Annotated in this window: 11 protein-coding genes; 2 read left to right on the top strand and 9 right to left on the bottom strand. The window is 38.0% G+C overall.

Going from position 1 to position 17,356, the window contains the following annotated elements:
• Positions 1-32: 32 nt before the first annotated feature.
• Positions 33-3,551: a methylmalonyl-CoA mutase family protein gene (locus tag M23134_RS06680; RefSeq protein WP_045113136.1), complete on the top strand. Its 3,519-nt coding sequence runs from the start codon at positions 33-35 to the stop codon at positions 3,549-3,551.
• A gap of 307 nt (positions 3,552-3,858) precedes the next feature.
• Entirely contained in the window at positions 3,859-5,799 is a 1,941-nt protein-coding gene (locus tag M23134_RS06675; RefSeq protein ID WP_002694773.1) for a leucine-rich repeat domain-containing protein, read from the top strand.
• A 146-nt stretch (positions 5,800-5,945) separates the two neighbouring features.
• Here the strand turns inward: M23134_RS06675 and M23134_RS06670 are convergent, their stop codons facing one another.
• From M23134_RS06670 to M23134_RS06630, 9 genes are all read right to left on the bottom strand, one after another.
• Positions 5,946-7,049 (bottom strand): hypothetical protein, encoded by a 1,104-nt coding sequence (locus M23134_RS06670; protein ID WP_002694771.1) that lies wholly within the window; start codon positions 7,047-7,049, stop codon positions 5,946-5,948.
• A 367-nt stretch (positions 7,050-7,416) separates the two neighbouring features.
• Entirely contained in the window at positions 7,417-7,968 is a 552-nt protein-coding gene (locus M23134_RS06665) for a hypothetical protein (protein WP_045113135.1), read from the bottom strand.
• A 112-nt stretch (positions 7,969-8,080) separates the two neighbouring features.
• A complete protein-coding gene (locus M23134_RS06660; protein WP_045113134.1) occupies positions 8,081-8,587 on the bottom strand; it encodes a hypothetical protein in 507 nt (168 codons plus the stop codon).
• A gap of 89 nt (positions 8,588-8,676) precedes the next feature.
• Complete coding sequence (locus tag M23134_RS06655; RefSeq protein WP_002694766.1) at positions 8,677-9,129, bottom strand: hypothetical protein; 453 nt, start codon at positions 9,127-9,129, stop codon at positions 8,677-8,679.
• Between the two features lie 193 nt (positions 9,130-9,322).
• Entirely contained in the window at positions 9,323-13,324 is a 4,002-nt protein-coding gene (locus M23134_RS06650) for a two-component regulator propeller domain-containing protein (RefSeq protein ID WP_045113133.1), read from the bottom strand.
• 365 nt (positions 13,325-13,689) lie between these two features.
• Positions 13,690-14,094, bottom strand: coding sequence for a hypothetical protein (locus tag M23134_RS06645; protein WP_045113132.1), 405 nt, complete (start codon positions 14,092-14,094; stop codon positions 13,690-13,692).
• A 293-nt stretch (positions 14,095-14,387) separates the two neighbouring features.
• Positions 14,388-14,897, bottom strand: a complete 510-nt coding sequence (locus M23134_RS06640) for a hypothetical protein (protein ID WP_002694759.1) — start codon at positions 14,895-14,897, stop codon at positions 14,388-14,390.
• Between the two features lie 86 nt (positions 14,898-14,983).
• On the bottom strand, positions 14,984-16,354 hold the full coding sequence (locus M23134_RS06635; protein ID WP_045113131.1) for a T9SS type A sorting domain-containing protein: 1,371 nt from the start codon (positions 16,352-16,354) through the stop codon (positions 14,984-14,986).
• A 282-nt stretch (positions 16,355-16,636) separates the two neighbouring features.
• Entirely contained in the window at positions 16,637-16,981 is a 345-nt protein-coding gene (locus M23134_RS06630) for a hypothetical protein (protein WP_002694757.1), read from the bottom strand.
• Positions 16,982-17,356: the final 375 nt, after the last annotated feature.

Genomic DNA, 17,356 nt, shown 5'->3' with positions numbered 1-17,356 from the left:
CCTGTAGCTTAAAAGTTAGAAAAGAAGATATTATGACCGACAAGATAAAACCCTATAAACCCAAAAACCACATCCGGGTGGTAACAGCCGCTTCTCTGTTTGATGGGCACGATGCTGCTATCAACATTATGCGACGTATTATTCAGGCTTCTGGTGCTGAGGTAATTCACCTTGGTCATAACCGTAGCGTAGCCGAAGTGGTAGACTGTGCCATTCAGGAAGATGCCCAGGCTATAGCCATGACCTCGTACCAGGGAGGACATGTAGAGTATTTGAAGTATATGTATGACTTGCTCAAAGAGCGTGGGGCAAACATTAAAATATTTGGCGGTGGTGGTGGTACTATTTTGCCCTCTGAGGCAGAAGAACTTCACCAGTATGGCATTGATAAAATATACTCGCCTGACGACGGGCGTGACCTAGGGTTGCAGGGGATGATTAACCACTTGTTGGAAACGTCAGATTTTTCGACATATAAAACCCGCCAGAAAAAGCTGCAAACTGCTGGAGATATTAATGGACAAGAGGCTTTGGCAGAAGAGGTGCCTACCCACTCATTGAACGAACTCGTTGACAGCCTGCCCAAACGTAACCCGCTTGAGCTTGCCCGTTTGATTTCAGTAGCCGAAAACTACCCGGAAGAATTTGAGACAATTCGTAAAGATTTAAGTAAAAAAGTAGCCAACTCGCAAGCGCCAGTACTGGGTATTACCGGAACGGGTGGTGCTGGTAAATCTTCGTTGGTAGATGAGTTGGTTCGTCGTTATTTACTTGATTTTGAAGATAAAACCATTGCGGTTATATCAGTAGACCCTTCTAAAAGAAAAACTGGAGGGGCATTATTGGGCGATCGCATCCGAATGAACTCTATCAGCAATGGCAGGGTATACATGCGTTCTTTGGCCACTCGTCAGTCTAACCTTGCCTTGAGTCGCCATGTACAAGATGCCATTGATATTTGTAAAGCGTCAGGCTTTGACCTAGTGATTGTGGAAACTTCGGGTATTGGGCAATCTGATACAGAGATTGTAGACCACTCTGATGCATCGCTCTATGTAATGACGGCTGAGTATGGAGCTGCCACCCAGTTGGAGAAAATAGATATGTTAGACTTTGCTGATATGATTGCTATCAACAAATTCGACAAACGAGGTTCGTTAGATGCCTTGCGTGATGTACGTAAGCAATACAAACGCAACAAACTGGAGTTTGACACACCTGACGAAGAATTACCCATCTTTGGTTCTATTGCTTCTCAGTTCAACGACCCAGGTACCAACACTTTGTACCGCCGATTAATGGACAAGATTGTTGAGCGTACTGGAGCTGAACACCTTAAGTCAGGCTTCTCTATCAGTGAAGCAATGTCTGAAAAAATCTTTATCATTCCTCCAGACCGTGTTCGTTACCTTGCCGAAATTTGTGAAGACTCTGCCAAGTACGATAGTTTTGTAGATGAGCAGGCGAACATTGCTCGCCGTATGTACCAGCTCAAAGGTACAATTGATCAATTGCGCGCCAATATTGGTAAAAAAACCATCGAGTTTGTCGAAGAGAGTGAAGAGGTTGTACACGCCATTGAACATGTACAAGGGGAGCCTGATTATTTGAAAGACCTCATTGATATGTACAATGACTTGGAGTCTCGCTTAGACAATGAGTGCAAGGCATCGCTCAAAGGCTGGGCAGACACCATTAAACGTTATAAAGCTGACAAATACCAGTTTCAGGTACGTGATAGAGTCATTGAACAAGATTTATATCACACTAGCTTGTCAGGTACTCGTGTGCCTAAGGTATCGTTGCCACGCTACCAAGATTGGGGCGATATTTTGCGTTGGATTCTTACCGAAAATGCTCCCGGTTTTTTCCCTTATTCGGCAGGAGTATTTCCTCTCAAGCGTCAGGGCGAAGACCCTACCCGTATGTTTGCTGGAGAGGGTGGACCAGAGCGTACCAACCGACGCTTCCATTATGTATCAAAGGGGCTTCCTGCCAAACGTTTATCTACTGCGTTTGACTCAGTAACCTTGTATGGAAACAATCCCGACCACCGTCCTGATATTTATGGTAAGATTGGTAATTCTGGGGTGAGTGTGGCTACTTTGGACGATGCCAAAAAACTATATTCTGGTTTTGACCTGTGTAATCCTAAAACTTCGGTGTCGATGACCATCAATGGCCCTGCGCCTATGTTGTTAGGTTTCTTTATGAACGCTGCCGTTGACCAACAATGTGAAATGTACATTAAAGAAAATGGGCTGGAAGCTGAAGTAGAAGCTAAAATTGAGAAAATCTATGCCGACAAAGGTGTAGAGCGTCCTCGCTACAACGGTGATTTGCCCGAAGGAAACGATGGCTTAGGATTGATGTTATTGGGGGTTTCGGGCGACCAGGTATTGCCCGCTGATGTATATGCGCAAATAAAAGCCAGTGCTATATCGAAAGTACGTGGAACAGTACAAGCTGATATACTCAAAGAAGATCAGGCACAAAATACTTGTATTTTCTCTACTGAGTTTGCCTTGCGTATGATGGGTGATATTCAGCAGTATTTTATTGACCATAAGATACGCAACTTCTACTCAGTGTCTATTTCTGGTTATCATATTGCCGAGGCAGGCGCCAACCCCATTACCCAGCTTGCGCTTACCTTGTCTAACGGCTTTACTTTCGTAGAATATTACCTCTCACGAGGAATGCATATCGATGATTTTGCCCCTAACTTTTCTTACTTCTTCTCAAACGGAATTGACCCTGAATATTCGGTGATTGGGCGAGTGGCTCGAAGAATCTGGGCAAAAGCCATCAAGCACAAGTATGGTGGAAACGAGCGTTCACAAAAGCTCAAGTATCATATTCAAACCTCAGGACGTTCTTTGCATGCCCAAGAGATTGGTTTCAACGATATTCGTACGACCCTTCAGGCATTGTATGCCATTTATGACAACTGTAACTCTTTGCATACCAATGCTTACGACGAGGCGATTACTACCCCTACTGAAGAATCGGTGCGTCGAGCAATGGCTATTCAGTTGATCATTAACCACGAGTTGGGACTTGCCAAAAATGAAAATCCGTTGCAAGGAGCATTTATTATTGAGGAACTCACTGACTTGGTAGAACAAGCCGTGCTGACCGAGTTTAAGTCTATCTCGGAGCGTGGTGGGGTGCTGGGCGCAATGGAGCGTATGTACCAACGTGCCAAGATCCAGGAAGAGTCTATGCATTATGAAATGAAAAAGCATACTGGTGAACTGCCATTGATTGGGGTAAACACTTTCCTTGATCCAAATGGTTCGCCTACCATTGTACCTGATGAAGTGATTCGTTCTACTACCGAAGAAAAAGAGTTTGCCATTACCACCCGCGATGCGTTTCACCAACGTAACGAGGAAATTGGTAAACAACGTTTGAAAGAGTTGCAGCAAACTGCCATAGAAAACGGGAATATGTTTGATGCTTTGATGGAAGCCGCTAAGGTTTGCTCATTGGGGCAAATGTCTGATGCTTTGTATGAAGTAGGTGGGCAGTACCGTAGAAATATGTAGGACTAGTCTATAGCCCCGACAGGGGGCAAGTCCTTAGATACCGATGTATATCGGTGATGCAAGTTTGACGCTGTTCTATAAGCAACTTGTCGATTTATAAAACATTGATCTTTAATGTTTTATAAATCAGTAGATAGAAGGCATCGGTTTTTAGTGGCACAGGTTCTGTTCTACAAAAAAGAATTTGTTCATAAAGCGCTGACTTATAAACTTGTTAGTTAGTGCTTTTTAAAAGTGATATTTAATAACCCTGCAGAAGTGATTTTGTGGGGTTTTTGTTTAACAAAGTTTTTATCTTAAACATCTAATGAAATTACTACTCTATTTCACTCTATTTTTACTGTTGACTACAGTGACCATTCAGGCACAGGAAAATAAAGTTTATATGTCTTTGACTGAAGCTCTGAAAACTCCTGAACAAGTTTATAAATTAAACTTAGAACATAATCAACTCACAACTTTGCCTGCAAATATTGGAGAGCTAAAAAATTTAAAAAAATTAAACTTAGAATATAATCAACTCACAACTTTGCCTGCGAGTTTTGCGAAACTTCAAAATTTAGAAGAGTTGAATTTAACACGTAATAAATTCACAACTTTGCCTGCGAGTGTTACAAAGCTTCAAAATTTAGAAGAGTTGAATTTAACAGATAATCTTAGCTTAAAGAAATTACCTGATAATATAGAACAGCTCAAAAATTTGCAAAAGTTGAACTTAACATCTAATCTTAGCTTAAAGAAATTACCTGAAAATATTACACAGCTTAAAAAACTGAAGGTATTAAACTTAAATGGAAGTTCACGAATTATCTTGCCTGCCAATATCCAATTACCAGAAAGCTTGAGAATATTACATATGAACGACCATCTGCTAACTACTTTACCAGAAAACTTTTCACAACTTCACAACTTGAAAGTATTAAACTTAAAAAGTAGTGGCTTGGTAGCTTTGCCTAATAATATTGGACAACTCAAAAATCTAACAATATTAAATCTAAGAGAGAATTATCTTACCAAATTACCTACAAGCATAGGGCAGCTCAAAAGCCTGGAAAAACTAGATTTACAAGGAAATCAGCTAACAATTTTACCTATAAGCATAGGGCAACTCAAAAGCTTGAAAAAACTAGATTTAGGAGCAAACCAGCTAACAACCTTACCTACAAGCATAGGGCAACTTAAAAACTTGCAGCAGCTTTTTTTAGAAGTCAATACATTGACTAGTTTATTAGATGATATTGGCAAACTTAAACAGTTGAAAGTATTAAATTTAAGGAGAAATCGGCTTACAACTTTACCTAACAGTATTGGACGACTTAAAAGCTTACGTTGGTTAAGTCTAAGTTCAAATAAATTAACCAGGTTACCCAAGAGTTTTGGACAACTCAAGAAGCTGGAAGAACTAAATTTAGAAGGAAATTATTTTCAAACTATGCTGACTATATTAGGTCAGTTAAAATCTTTAAAAAAATTATATTTAGCAAGTAATAACCTAACCACATTACCAGAAAATATAGGGCAACTTCCTGAATTACAATACCTGACGTTGGTTCGTAATAAATTGGATAGGTTACCAGAAAGCATAGGACAGCTTCAGGAATTACAATATCTGGATTTAAGAAGAAATAGGCTCTCTACTTTACCTGAAAGCTTGGGGCAGTTGAAAAAATTAGAAGAATTGAATATAGGTGCTAACCCACTTGTAACTTTGCCTAACAGCATTGGAAAACTCAAAAACTTGAAAAAATTATATTTAGCAACTGCTAATCAGACACCTAAATCATTTGCAAGTATTACACAAATTACAAGCCTGGAAGAATTATATTTATTAGTCAATCGCTTGGATACTTTACCTACAAGTATTCAGAAACTTAAAAACTTGAAAAAATTGAATTTATTATATAACCAAATCTCTATTGTGCCTGAGAGCATTGGAAAACTCAAAAACTTGCAAGCTTTAATATTGGGGAATAATAAATTAACTGTACTAACTCAAAATATTGGACAACTTGAAAGCATACTCCGGTTAGATTTAAGTTCTAATAAACTTACTACATTACCTCAAAGCATTGGAAAACTCAAAAAATTAAAGCAACTGAACCTCTCATATAATAATTTAAAGAGTTTACCTGAGCATATTGGACAGCTGAAAAATCTGAAAGATTTAAACTTAAGAAAAAACCCTATATCAGCAACTGAAAAAGAAAAAATAAAGAAATGGCTACCTAAGTGTAATATTCAGTTTTGATAAAAGGTATTCTAAGAAGTAGGTGGGCAGTATAGACGAAGCATGTAGATTAGTTGGTAGTCAGTAGTCCATAGTTTTTTAACCCCCACAAAAAGCGATTTTTGTGGGGGTTATTCATTTGTAAACATACAGTCTATTTTGAACAGTTAAAACAACTCTATATTTCGGAGCTTGGCAATAAAGTAGATGAGATAAATGAATAACCCTGCCAATAGGCTTAAAAAAATAATACAGACTGAAATATAGTATATCAATACCCCTCTTTTTTTTGCTTGAAACTTTATGATCAAAGGAAGTATCTGTTTCACTAGTATAGATCCTGGCAATGCAGATAATACCATCGACATCCAAAATGCTGCGAGTATGATAGTGGCAGTAAATGTATTGTAGCTAAAAAAGTAAAAGTATAGCTCGAATGGGAGTGGAAATAGCCCTAATACTAACAAGATTTTATAGGTTAACTTTGCTTTTTCCTTATAGCTTGGTGAAGCTATCAAGAGAAAAATGAAGAGCCAAAGTATTGCCATAAGCGCAAACCAAAGTACATAAACTGGGATAGCCTTTTGATTAAGAAAACCTTGGAGTGCCTTTCCCCTCAAATTAATCAAGTCCTTGTTAATGTATCTTTTGGGAATTTTGACCTCCGAAAATGAATAATTTAGCCTTCCACGATATGAGTTTACTACGAGAGGAACCCCTTCTCGAAGCGAACCATAAAAAAGACTAGAGGTAGTAATTTTTTTAAACGCCTTATTTTTGGAGTTGGTAGAAATATAATAATATGTTTTAGCCGAACTACCTCTGTTGCCCCCATGGTGTTTTACTCGACTTTTTATTGCTGTTATATAAATTGTTTCTGTTTTTATTACTTCCTTAAAGCTTTGGTTGTAGCTACTAAATGCACTGACCAACATTAGAAGAGTAAAGAACCAAGCACCTACAAAACCCATCAGTACTTCTTGAGTATAAGTTTTAAGTTCTTTAAAAGTGAATTTCACCTTTTGTTTAATTCCTTTGGCTACTATGTATATAGTATAGCCAATCAAGGTGGTTATCCAGAAAAATGTACTATAGAGCTCGACTTGGTGCTTTAAACCAGAGGATGTTCGAATTAATACTCCATAAGAAGTATCAGGATTACTATCGATAATACCCGTTACAAATAAGTAAATAATACCTACACAGATGGCTACAAGTAAACAAATTAGAGGAAATATATATTTAGCTTCTACTTTCGCCTTTTTCTTCATATAACAATTAATTATCGGGTTTTTAAGGCTGTGCTTAAACACCGTTTAGTTGGATACTTATTTTATGACATGTTGTTAGCAACAGTTTGATCAACTTTAGTGATCTTTCATAAATAATTTGAGCCATTAAAGTGTATCTATTGCCCTCATTCTTCTCAAAAAAAAAGCTCCATAGCTTTGGCTATGCACCGTTTTTTTTGAATCGTCTGAGAACAATATATTTTCTTGAATTGGCACATCTTATTTTTTCCAGATCACTTAACGGATAATGTTATTTCTATTTTTAGGATAATTGACAAGTTATCCTGTAAAATACGCTGGTTTAGTATTAATTTGAATCTTCTTATTTTACAATGGGTACTGATTTCTAAGAAAAATAAGCAGTTTTATGTACCCCCACAAAAAGTGGGTTTTGTATATTTATTGATTGTAACTCCTGCCATTTTTCCATCAATTCGGGGTGTTGCACTATGCTAAAAACATAGGTAGCGTACAAAACGACTCCACACAATAATGACAAAACAATAAAATAAATGACTAACCCTTTCTTACTTTCTATTTTGGGTTGAAGATAAGCATGGATTAAGCCTGCAATCAAAAATAAAACTCCCACCCCAAGTGCTACCCCAAACATAACACCTCCTGCCTTGAGGTTTGTTTCTGTTTCGGATAAGAAATAATGAGTAAAAGCCAAGGCTCCTATTAATAGTGTGCCACCCCAGCTCAATATTTTACTTTTGTGTTTTACCATTGGTTTTATCATAGCTTTTCTGGCTTTATATTTTTCAAAATCAGAGAATAAAGCAGCAGATACCTTTGCCAGATCGAGTAATATAACGATGATAAAAATAAATGATAATAATGTGACAACACCTGTAGTATAAGGGGCTGTGTACATGTAATATATTTGATAACTCATAGAATTGTATTTATTACAAAAAAAAGCGATGCTTTCAGAGGAGAAGCATCGCTGATATAGTTAGGTTTTAGATAGTATTAGGTCATTGTATATAACCCTTTACTTAATTTGATTACAAATTGGTTACTTCAATATTGGCTTCTGGGGTGATAGTGAGTGCACAATGTACTTTCAGGGTGACAGTAAATTTATTACCTGGTACTTTTACATACCTGGCTACTTCACAACTTTGGTTATACAACTCGTTGCCATTAGCATCTTTAATCACCAGGGTAGTATAGGGAGAACTATCGTTGTTATCTATAGCGCCACACCAATCAACAAAATCTTTTACATGTAGCCATACTCTGGAAGCATTACGTGGGTTAGTTACTGTGTAAGTAAATGTTTTGAGTATTGTATTAGAACCGTTACCTGTAACAGATGGCGTGACAATTTGACCTGTGGTTATGTTTTGTGGAAGCATACTTGAAGGAATTAATCTACAGGTAGAACGTTGATTTATTTTACTAATAGTAGATGTTTGAGCCTCCGGCTTGACCTCTTCGGTAGTATTGCATGATACACATATAAAAGCTGCACATACAAAAACTAAAAGGTATTTGAACATAGATTGCATAATGAGTTACGTTTTGCTTGTTAGAACCAATAGATATGATGAAAAACCTCGTAAGAAACAAGTCCTATGAGGTTTTGGGTGGTATATCACTACCAGCTCTGAATCTGAATGTTAACATCAGAGCCGTTGCTTGTCATCCAACTTGGATCATATATGGTTACAGAAAAATAGTTGCCAGGTACTCGTACATACTTAGTAAGTGGCTGGCAGTTAGTATCCAGTATGGTATTATTATTTATATCTTTAATGATTAATCTTGGGCAGTCACTACTGCAAGAACAGCCTTCCGCAAAATCGCTTACCTTGATCCAGGTTCTACTGGTGTTAGAGTTACCCTCTACTTGATAGCTATAAGTAATGGTTCCATTGTTAATGCCTGGGGTTACAACGTCACCAGCTTGTAGTATATCATCTGTCACACGACTACTGATAGCTTCAGGTGTATTTTGAGTAGCAGGGTTTACTTCTTCAGTGCTATTACATGATACACATATAAAAGCAGCGCATACAAAAACTAAAAGGTATTTAAATACAGATTGCATAATGAATTATGTTTTGTTTGTTAATAAATGTTAAATAATTCAACACTAATACCTGAAGCTCCATAAGTTATGATTGTAGCCTCAGTAGGTTAGCGATGCAAAGGAAGAGGAAAAAAAATGGGGAGACTTGGACGTATGTATAGAAAAATTGAAGATATGTGTAAGTGTTTTTAAATTACTGTAATTGAGTATGTTATGTATTTGGTTGTTGGTATTTTTTTGGCGTCATCCCAAATTGTTTTTTAAAACAACGGTTAAAATAAGATACATCATTGAAGCCTGTCTGAAATGCAATCTCTTCTATCCGTCCACTTTGTTGTTGAATCAATGAAGCCGCTCTTTTTAGCCGAATGCTTCTGATAAACTCGGTAGTAGACATATTGGTCAAAGCCTTGAGTTTTTGGTGCAAACTAGAGCGACTCATGCCCATTTCCTGACAAAAAAGTGTAACATCAAAGGCGGTATTGTTAAGGTGAACTTCTACTATTTCAAGTGCTTTTTGTAGCAATGCCTCATCCATAGAGGTGGCAGTTACCTGCGAAGGTTCAATAGGTAGGTTGGGTTTAGTCAGGCTTTGTTGAAAAACCTGCCATAGTTTTTCTTTTCTGCCTATAATGTTTCTTACTTTTAGCAAGAGTTCTTTTGAGCTAAATGGTTTGGTAAGGTAGTCATCACTCCCGATTTCTAACCCTTTGAGCTTGCTTTCGGGAGAGGCTTTAGCCGATAAAATAATGATAGGAATATGGCTTGTTGCAGGGTTGTTCCTGAGTGTATTTACCAGCTCAAAACCATCTGTTTGAGGCATCATAATGTCGGTGATAATCAAGTCGGGCAACTGCTTGATTGCCCGCTCAATGCCTTCTGCCCCGTTGGTGGCTTCTATTACTCGATAAGTACCGATGAGCTCAGAGGCAATAAATTGCCGTAACTCAGAATTATCTTCTGTGACTAATACTGTAGGCAGGTTGATAGTACCTGGCTGGCTACCTGGCTCAGGAGAAGCATTTGCTAGTGGGGTAGAGGCTACTGGTGTACCATACAGTGGAGTATCAATAACTACTGAGATGCCCTCACTAGCACTGACTGAGGTAAAGGGGAACTTCACCACAAATGTACTTCCCTTGTTTTCCTGGCTGGTTACTTCAATGCTGCCTTCGTGTAGCTCTACCAGCTCTTTTACCAAGGCAAGCCCAATGCCTGTTCCTGGGTAGTTTTTGGTAGTAGAGCCATCTACCTGATAAAAACGATCAAATACAAAAGGCAAATCTGCAGGAGCAATGCCAATGCCTGTATCAGTAACAGTGATCTTTACCTCATCAGGGCTTTGCCACAAATGAACCTCTATGTTTCCTTGTGTTGGGGTAAACTTTAGGGCATTGCTAATTAAATTAAAAACTACTTTCTCGACCTTGTCGTGATCAAACTTATAGTGTAAAGCCTGATTTGATGCAGTAAGCTTAAGCTCAATGTTTTTTTGCTGGGCAAGCAGTTCAAACGATGCTATTACCTCTACCAACAACTGGTATAAACTGTTGTTACTAAGCTGCAAAGTCATTTTACCACTTTCCAATTTCGAGAAATCCATCAATTGATTGATAAGTCTGAGCAATCGTTGGGCATTGCCAAGTATCGTTTGTGTATACCTTTTCCCAGGCTCTTCTTGGTTATATTGTAGTAGCTTTTCGGCAGGTTCTACAATAAGCGTGAGTGGGGTCCTTAACTCGTGCGAAATGCCAGAAAAAAAGTTGGACTGTACCTGGTTCAATACTTTGAGTTTTTCGGCTTGTGAAGCAATTTCTTCTTTTTGCTGGGCAAGCTCATAAGTTCGTTGAACGACCACCTGTTCTAGCTTTAGTTTTTCTTTTACCAATGTGGCTGACCGCCACCTGATCACCCCCCACATCATAAATAACCCCACTATAATGTACAAGCTGATTGCCCACCAGGTAAGCCACATAGGGGGGCGTACAATGAGCAAAATGTTCTTAGGCAGTGACCATCCACTGTTAAATTTTTTAGCCCTTATCTCAATAATATAATTCCCCTGTTCAAAAGCGTTGTACTCTATTACTTGCTGGGGGACGTTTTTCCACTTGCCCTTATTCAAACGGTATTGGTACCTTATGCCCTTGGGGTAAGTATAGCTCAATGCATTAAAATAGATTTTGAGGTTAGAGGGATAATTAACCCTTAGTGTAGAATGAATCTCTTGTGGCACATCATTCAGTAGAAGCTGGTCTATGTATACCTTGGCAAGGGGAATTCTTTTGAGCGATGCACGAATGTCTAACACCGATATGCCTTTGCTTGTACCTACCCAAAGTTTTTGTTTACTATCAGCAAACAAGCAGTTAATGTCAGAGGCAATGAGTCCTGTTTTATGGCTATAATTGATAAAGCTTTGTCCATCAAAACACGATAAACCCTGAAGAGTGCCTATCCATAAACGGTTATATCGGTCAAACTCTAGTTGGGTACAGTTATTATGTATCAATCCATCTTTTGCTTGAGTAAAACAAGTGATTTGTCCATTTTTAAGGCGACACAACCCTGTTTTGGTACCTATCCATAATGCCCCATCAGGCGCTTTTTTTACCACATTTACATCATTACTAATCAAGCCCTGGCGAGTGTTGAGGGTATCTAAAAAACGTAAATTTGGACGCTTATGCGTATCAAAAGCCAGTAGACCTTGGTTAGAGGCAAGCCAGTGTTGCCCCTCATGCTCAAATATTTGTGAGACTATCAGCCCTTTTTTAAAATAATAATAAGGGACTTTGAACGGTGATTTTTTTGGGTAAGGATACCAAAAAATACTTTTGTTAGTAAAGCTCCAGAGGCGGTTTTGTTGGTCTACATATGATGGGTTATAAAAAGAAGCATTGTAGAGTTTTGTTGATGTCTTGTGTGCTACTTTATACAAAAATATGTTATTGGAAGTATTCAACTCTGAAGGAGCTACTGATGTCAAAACATTGTGGCGGCGATCTAAAAACATTCTAAGTACTTGATAGCGAGAGGAATGGTCAAGTACTTGTTGATTGACAAATTTCCCGTTTTGGTAGCGCACCAAACCATCAATAGTACCTACGTATATGTTACCAGCATTATCTTCTTTTACATTTCTGATAAAGACATTGGGTAAGCCATCTTTTTGATCGTAGTGTTGAAACAATGAAGGACTAATACAATACACTCCATCGCCGTTGGTAGTGAGCCATACATTATCTTCTTTGTCTATTTCTATGGCAACAGGGGTTGTTTTGAGCTTGAGGGCTTTTTTTAAATCAGTTAGTTCTTGAGTGGTTGGGTTGTAGCTATAAAACCCTCGATGACTAAATTTGTGATAGTTAGTGAGAAAGTAAATCACGCCCGAAGAGGCTACTTTTATGCTATAAATACTTTCATTGGGCAAATGATGGTATGTTTTATCCAATTGCTTTTGGGCATCAATTATCAGTATTTTGCCTTGAGTCCCCAACCAGTACCTTCCTTGGGTATCTTGCGAAAGGTGAGTAATAGAATCATTGCGAATAATGTTGCTGCAAAAAGGAGTAAAAATTTGGTCGTTTTGGTATTGCCAAACTCCAGGGAATTTGCCAAAAAATAAAGGTGTACCATCACTTGCCAAGTGTATTTGCACATTGAGTACATTGATCAGTTTTTTAGTTTGTTTCTTCTGCGCATAGGTAAGAGTAGTGTCGTGAGTAAGGTAAACTAAGCCAGAAGGACGATTGAGCCATTGGTTTTTATTGAGGGTGTAATGACGTACTGTATTACCTAAATCTGATAAAAATAGTTGATTTTTATCCTTGGCAATATAGGCTACCCTAAACAGAGGTTTGTTAAGCGTCGGTGTAAATACTGAATCGTCCTTTATACAGTTAACCCCACCTTTCCAACTACCCAACCACAGTACTCCTTGGCGATCTTCTACTATATCGATGATATAATTGCTCAATAAGCCATCATCAGTACGATAGACTTTAAAACTCTTTCCATCAAATCGTGCCAAGCCATCATCAGTACCAATCCAAATATACCCCTTACGGTCTTGCAGTAGCCCATAGCCTATGTTATGGGGCAACCCGTTGTCAGTTGTATAGTGTTTTACGTTGAACTGGGGCTGGGCAAACACCCCACAGCCGTTTAGTAAAAGGGTTGATAGTAAAGCTATAGTTACAGTAATTCTCATCAAAGAAGTAGTAAATAGTAGTAGTTTTGCTTGATAGATAAAGTTATTCAAAATAACTACATACAACAAGGCAGGTATATCTATTGTTGCCCAATAAATAACACTAGTGGTTTTTCTTGAACTTTTGCTGTTTCAGCTTTAAAATTCTTTTAGAGCTCGTTTAAAGCGGTTGTTTACTGGAAGTTTTGGTATTAGATGTGTCAAGCCGAACTTGATTCGTTTTTTTTGAGGTTAATAAGTTAGATATTTAGTGGTTAAGGTGTTAGACTTGATGGCTGGCTAAACAGCAGTGGACAGTACTGTATATTTAATGAATGAAAACAGGCAAATAATGCTACACCAGCATTATTTGCCTGTTTTGGAAGTTACAAGGCTAAGAGCCAACTTTTAGCTTCTTCTAAATTATCAAAATACCGGGTAGTGAATGGATTATCTTCAGCATCTTCTACGGTTTGTTCTATCGAAAGCTGGGTGACAAACTCTGTACTGACTAAAAATGCAGCTTTTGTCAAGCCAATGCTTAATAACGGAGGGAAGAATGCCTCATTAGTCCAAGCTTGGAGCTCAGGAGAAATGGGGAAGTTAAGCAGGCGAGTATCAATAATACTTCGATCTGGTTTAGCTTTCAATGTCGCCTGAAGGTAGTTCATCATCTCTGTTTTATAGATGCTTTCATCCATATCTATAGACTTAGATGACCAGGTGACCAGTGATGAATTACTTTGTTTGAAAAATTCTATTTGTATGAACTGACTTTCATAAATAATCATAAGGAATGAAATTAGGTGAAAACTGATTTTTAAGGATTAACCTTACCCATGAAGAGGACAAGTAATGAGATTTTGTTTTAGAAAAACGTATTGTTGACTTATAGGGTTGCTGTAAAAGCGAAGTGTTTTGTGATATTTTGCTATTTGCATAGGATAATAACAAGGAAAAGGCACATGTCCTGTCATTTTTTGAGTTCAATAGGTAAGCAACTCAACCGTTAAAATAGCTGAAACCACGCCCTGCTTGTATAAGTAAGGCGTGGTTTTAATAGCGTGTAAAGTAATATTTAAAACTACCAATCCATTGCTTCAATGTTTACTTCTGAGCTCCCACCAATCCAACAAGGCACATTGAGGATGACCGAAAATTGAGTACCTGAAATTTTTACAAATTTATCTACTGGCTGACAAAGTGTATTGAGTACTACGTTGCCATACTTATCTTTTATAACCAACCTTTTGCAACCGTTGGCATCGTCAGAAGGAGAGTAACAAGAGCAACCATCATCAAAACCACTTATTTTTAAGTAAGTTCTGTTGGCATTGGTAGCATTGCTTATATTATAACTAAAAGTTTTGACTTTAGTATCCACTCTGCCCCCTCTAATGCTGGCTGTAACAGTGTTGCCTACGGTCATTTCCTTAAAAGTACTTGTCAAATAAGTAATATTACAATCTAACGTTTGTTTACTTTTGGTTTGTGGCAAGTCATTGTTATCGGGTTGGGTTGCTTCTTTATTACAAGCCGTAAAAATGAATAATGTACAGAATAAAATGGGCAAATATTTAATCACAAATTTCATAATCAATTGTAAAATGAGATATAAAAAGCCCCCTGTTGTTCACAACAAGGGGTTAAATATTAATATTATAGGTAAGTAAATGCTACTTATTTACGGTTTACTACTAACCTCATAGATTTGGTAGCATTGTTTTTAGCATCAGTGATTACCATTTGGTACAACCCACCTTTGATGTGCTCAGGTATGCTCCATTCGTTGTCTATTTGAGTAGCCTTAAATGTGCCTACTTTTCTACCACTGACCAAGTCATAAAGCGTGATGGTAGCTTCCTCTGTCTCGGTAGGTAAAGTGACCGAAATACGTTCAGTAGTAGGGTTAGGATAGACAGCTACTTTTAGTTCTTTAATATCTTTGATAGGCAATGGCCATATCACAGGTTTTTTGTGGCAAACAGTCTCAATTCTGATTCCATCTACCATCAACTCTGCTTGCCCATTGCTTGGGTAACTGTTAAGTTGAGGGTAAATCCATAACTGAGAGTAGTTGTTATTAGCCCTAAAAATAATTGTTTTCTCTGTCCAGTTTGAGAAGTTCAAGCCAGAAGTATATAAGGTTTGTTGGCTACTTACCGATGGTATAGTAGATGAGGTAGATGTTCCGCTAGGCACATTGTTGGCAATTTTTATATAAAACTGTCCATCAGGATTATTGGTTCTTACCCAGAACCTGATCTTATAAGTTTTACCACTTTGAAGCCCCACATTCGTCACAATGCCTTCGCCTCTGCCAGAGTAAGACCACATCCACGCCGAACGACTTCCTTGTCCGGTAGCTCCTCCACCAATACTCGGCGTACCGTGCGATTGTTTCCAGCCAGTTACTTGCCCAGCCGAAAAAGCAAAACCATGGTTAGTACCTGTCAAACTCTCAAAGCTATAGTTAGGTACATATACAGAAACAGGAGTGCACGTAGAAATACTGATCCCGTCCATCATCAACTCTGCTTGTCCATTGCTTGGATAACTATTAAGCTGGGGGTAAATCCACAGCTGAGAGTAGTTGCTGGTAGCTGTAAATGTAACGGTTCTTTTGGTCCAGTTTGGAAAAACCAATCCTGCGCTGTAGATCGTTTTTTGACTACTGACCGATGGTATGCTACTAGAGGTTCCATTGGGTACACCATTGGCAGCTTTTATATAAAACTGTCCATCAGGATTATTGGTTCTTACCCAAAAGCTTACGGTATAAGTACGCCCTGCCGCGAAACTATACGGTTGAACAATACCCTCGCCTCTGCCAGAGTAAGACCACATCCAAGCGGAACGGTTTCCCTGACCAGGCGCTCCACCTGCAATGCTGGGTGTTCCATGCGATTGTTTCCAGCCAACTACTTGCCCTGCTGAAAAAGCAAAACCGTGGTTGGTTCCTGTAAGGTTTTCAAAACTACCATTAGTTTGAGCATAACCAGCTATGCAAAAGCATGCCATTGCTAAGAGGAGTGATAACTGTCGTTTCATAAGTGAAATATTAAATCTGGTTTTGTTTGAAATGATTGACCCTCATTGTTTACATAGATAAATAGTGCTAAAAAATAATTAAGTGTTTAGCACCGTTTTACCCGTTTTCCCAAGAGATTCACTGTACAATGTCTTTATATTTGACATTGCAAAAGTAGGAGGTCAAGCAATGGTTTTATACCAAGATTTAAAAAATAAAAACTTTGATAATCAACAGTTTGTGATTTTTTTTCTTAACTTTTTTGGCAAAGAATATTTGGAGTTGAAATTTAGGTTCGTGTCTTATACACTCAGCTTTTTTGCCAGTAACTTAAATATGGCTTCTTGTTCGAGTGTGTCCCAGTTGTTTGGAGAGTACCCTAAAAATTGCAATATTTTTTTTCTGTTGTTTTGTTTGAGGTGATCTCCTTCTTGTACATAGTACTTAAGAGTATTGATGGACATATCAAGCATACAAGCAAGGTTACGATAATGCCCATGCCGCCAGGTTTCCATAGGGTCCAGCAGGTTTTTAAATTGATTGTAAATGCTGTTAGTGGCTTGTACTTGAGAACGAGCCTGAGTAATGATTTGGTCAAGTATGGCTCTTTTTACCAAATGACCTTGGGTAATAGCGTCTAAATTCACTGATGAATACTGGTTAAGTTTTAAGTAAAATAAGTGGTTAGCCGGACTTCGTTACAAACCAACAAGTAAGTAAAAGGCAAGCCTTTCAACTTGCCTTTATCTTTCAAAATTTGAGTCACTTATTGAAGATAAATCATCACTGCTTTTGTAATATGCTTTATCTTATATCATCACTTATCTTGACTTTTAAGAGTGGGTTACCAACAGGAGATAAAAATCACTGTTTTTGCTTACACTTAAAAAGACAAGACAAGCTCCATACTTGCAATTTGTAGTTTGATAACCGACCAGTTATTTGTATTATTTGATGATGCAAAGGAAGGTAAAACCTGGTAGGGATACTTGGACGTATGTTGAAAAAAACCAGACATATCT

The organism is Microscilla marina ATCC 23134 (genome assembly GCF_000169175.1).
GTDB lineage: Bacteria > Bacteroidota > Bacteroidia > Cytophagales > Microscillaceae > Microscilla > Microscilla marina.
The sequence above is the reverse complement of the archived record's forward strand: the minus strand, read 5'-3'. Positions and strand labels throughout refer to the sequence as shown.